Here is a 1,945-nt window from a genome sequence, read left to right as displayed (position 1 = left end):
CCATGTCCTCGAACACCGCCTCGACGATCAGGTCGCAGTCGGCGAGATCGGCATAGTCGGTGGAGCCCTTGAACTGGGCGAGCCGTTGCCGCTTGGCGTCTTCGCTGAGCGAACCGCGCGTGACGGACACCGAGTAGTTCCTGTCGATGGTCGCCAAGCCGCGTTGCAGGGCCTCGTGGCTGGTTTCCAGCAAAATCACGGAATAGCCGCCATTGGCGAAGGCCATGGCAATGCCGCCCCCCATCGTACCGGCGCCGATGACGCCGACGCGGGCGATCCTGCGCTTGACGATGTCCTTGCTCGGAAGCTTTGCCGCCTCACGTTCGGCGAAGAACAGATGCCGCTGCGCCCGCGACTGGTCGCTGGCGACCAGTTTGACGAACAGCGCACGCTCTGCCGCCAGCGCCGCATCGAACGGCAGCGTGACGGCATTGCGCACCGACTGCGCGCAAGCGATCGGTGCCTCGAGCCCGCGCGCTTTCCTGGCAAGATCCGCAGCCTCGACGTCGAACGCCGCGAGGTCGGCCTGCTTGAGTCCTTAATTGCGATCGCGCACCGGCGTGAAGGGACCACCCTTGCGGGCGATTTCCCCAGCGAAGTTCACGGCATGCGTGGTCAGATCGCCTTCGAAGACGGCATCGACGAGACCGGCGGCGTGCGCCTCGGTCGCGCCGATCGGCGCACCTGAGACGATCATCTTCAACGCCTTCACCGCGCCGACAAGGCGCGGCAGCCGTACCGTGCCACCGCCACCCGGCAGCAGGCCGAGTTTGACTTCCGGCAGGCCGAGCTTGGCGCCGGCATCGGCAACACGGAAATGGCAGCCCAGCGCCAGCTCCAGCCCGCCGCCGAGCGCGGTGCCGTGGATGGCTGCGACCGTCGGCTTGGCGATGGTTTCCAGCGTCGCCACGATGGCGCGCAGTTCGGGCTGCTGCATCGGCTTGCCGAACTCGGTGATGTCGGCACCGGCGACAAAGGTCCGGCCGGCGCATGTAATGACGATGGCGGCAACCGACGCATCGTCGCGCAATTCGACCAGCGCCTGCATCAGCGGTTCGCGGACATGGAAGCTCAGCGCGTTGACCGGCGGATTGTCGATGGTGACGACGGCGACGTCGCCGTCGCGGCTGACCTTCACAAAATCGGACACGCAAACCTCCCAGCATTATTCAGCGGCCGTGGCCACGCGAACGGGATTTACAGCGCCATAACGTCGAAGGGAACCGGATGTCGGCCTGGCACAATGATTACTGGCCTTGAAGGTGTCTGGGACGACGAAGGCGGAGGCTACCGCAGCGCCTTCTGCCCGCCCGCCGCCGTGATCACCCCGACAATGATCAGCCCCGTCAGCAGCAACCGCACCCCCGCGCTCACCCCAAACGTGTTGAGCATGGTCAAAAGCAGCACCAGGAACAAAGCCGCGCCCCAGACGCCGGGGACATTGGCCTTGCCGCCGGCGACCGACGTGCCGCCGATGACGACGACGGCGATCGAGGCCAGCAGGTATTCGTTGCCGATGTCGACATTGGCGCCGCGGAAATAGCCGGCGAGCAGCGCGCCGTCGATGCCGCCGAGCGCGCCCGACAGCGTGTAGGTGAGGAAGCGGATGCGGCCGACATTGACACCGGCCAGCCACGCCGCGCGAATGTTCTGGCCGATCGCCAGCACCGAGCGGCCATAGATCATACGCTGCAGCGCGATGGCCGCGCCGACGGTGAACAATACCGTGAGGATCGCCAGCACCGGAATGCCCAGCACCTGCCAGTTGGCAAAATCGGCGAAGCCCGGCGGCGGCTTGATCTGCAGCCCGCGGCCATAGCTGATGTCGATCGACTGGATGATGAAGCTGGCCGATAGCGTGGCGATGATCGGCGGGATGCGCAGCGCCCAGATCAGCAGGTAGTTGGCGGCGCCGATCGCCGCCCCGCAGGCAAGTGCCGCCAAA

At 66.2% G+C, this 1,945-nt stretch carries 1 protein-coding gene and 1 pseudogene; both read right to left on the bottom strand.

Annotated features, from left to right (window positions below; genetic code table 11):
* A pseudogene (locus tag EN925_RS33820) lies at nucleotides 1-1,150 on the bottom strand (enoyl-CoA hydratase-related protein); the annotation flags it as partial.
* A 137-nt stretch (nucleotides 1,151-1,287) separates the two neighbouring features.
* Nucleotides 1,288-1,945 (bottom strand): ABC transporter permease (locus EN925_RS33815; RefSeq protein ID WP_164894584.1); only part of this gene is annotated, 658 nt, incomplete at its 5' end.

The sequence above is a fragment of the Mesorhizobium sp. M7A.F.Ca.US.006.04.2.1 genome (genome assembly GCF_004022915.1).
GTDB classification, from domain to species: domain Bacteria; phylum Pseudomonadota; class Alphaproteobacteria; order Rhizobiales; family Rhizobiaceae; genus Mesorhizobium; species Mesorhizobium ciceri.
This window is presented reverse-complemented; position numbering and strand designations above follow the sequence as displayed.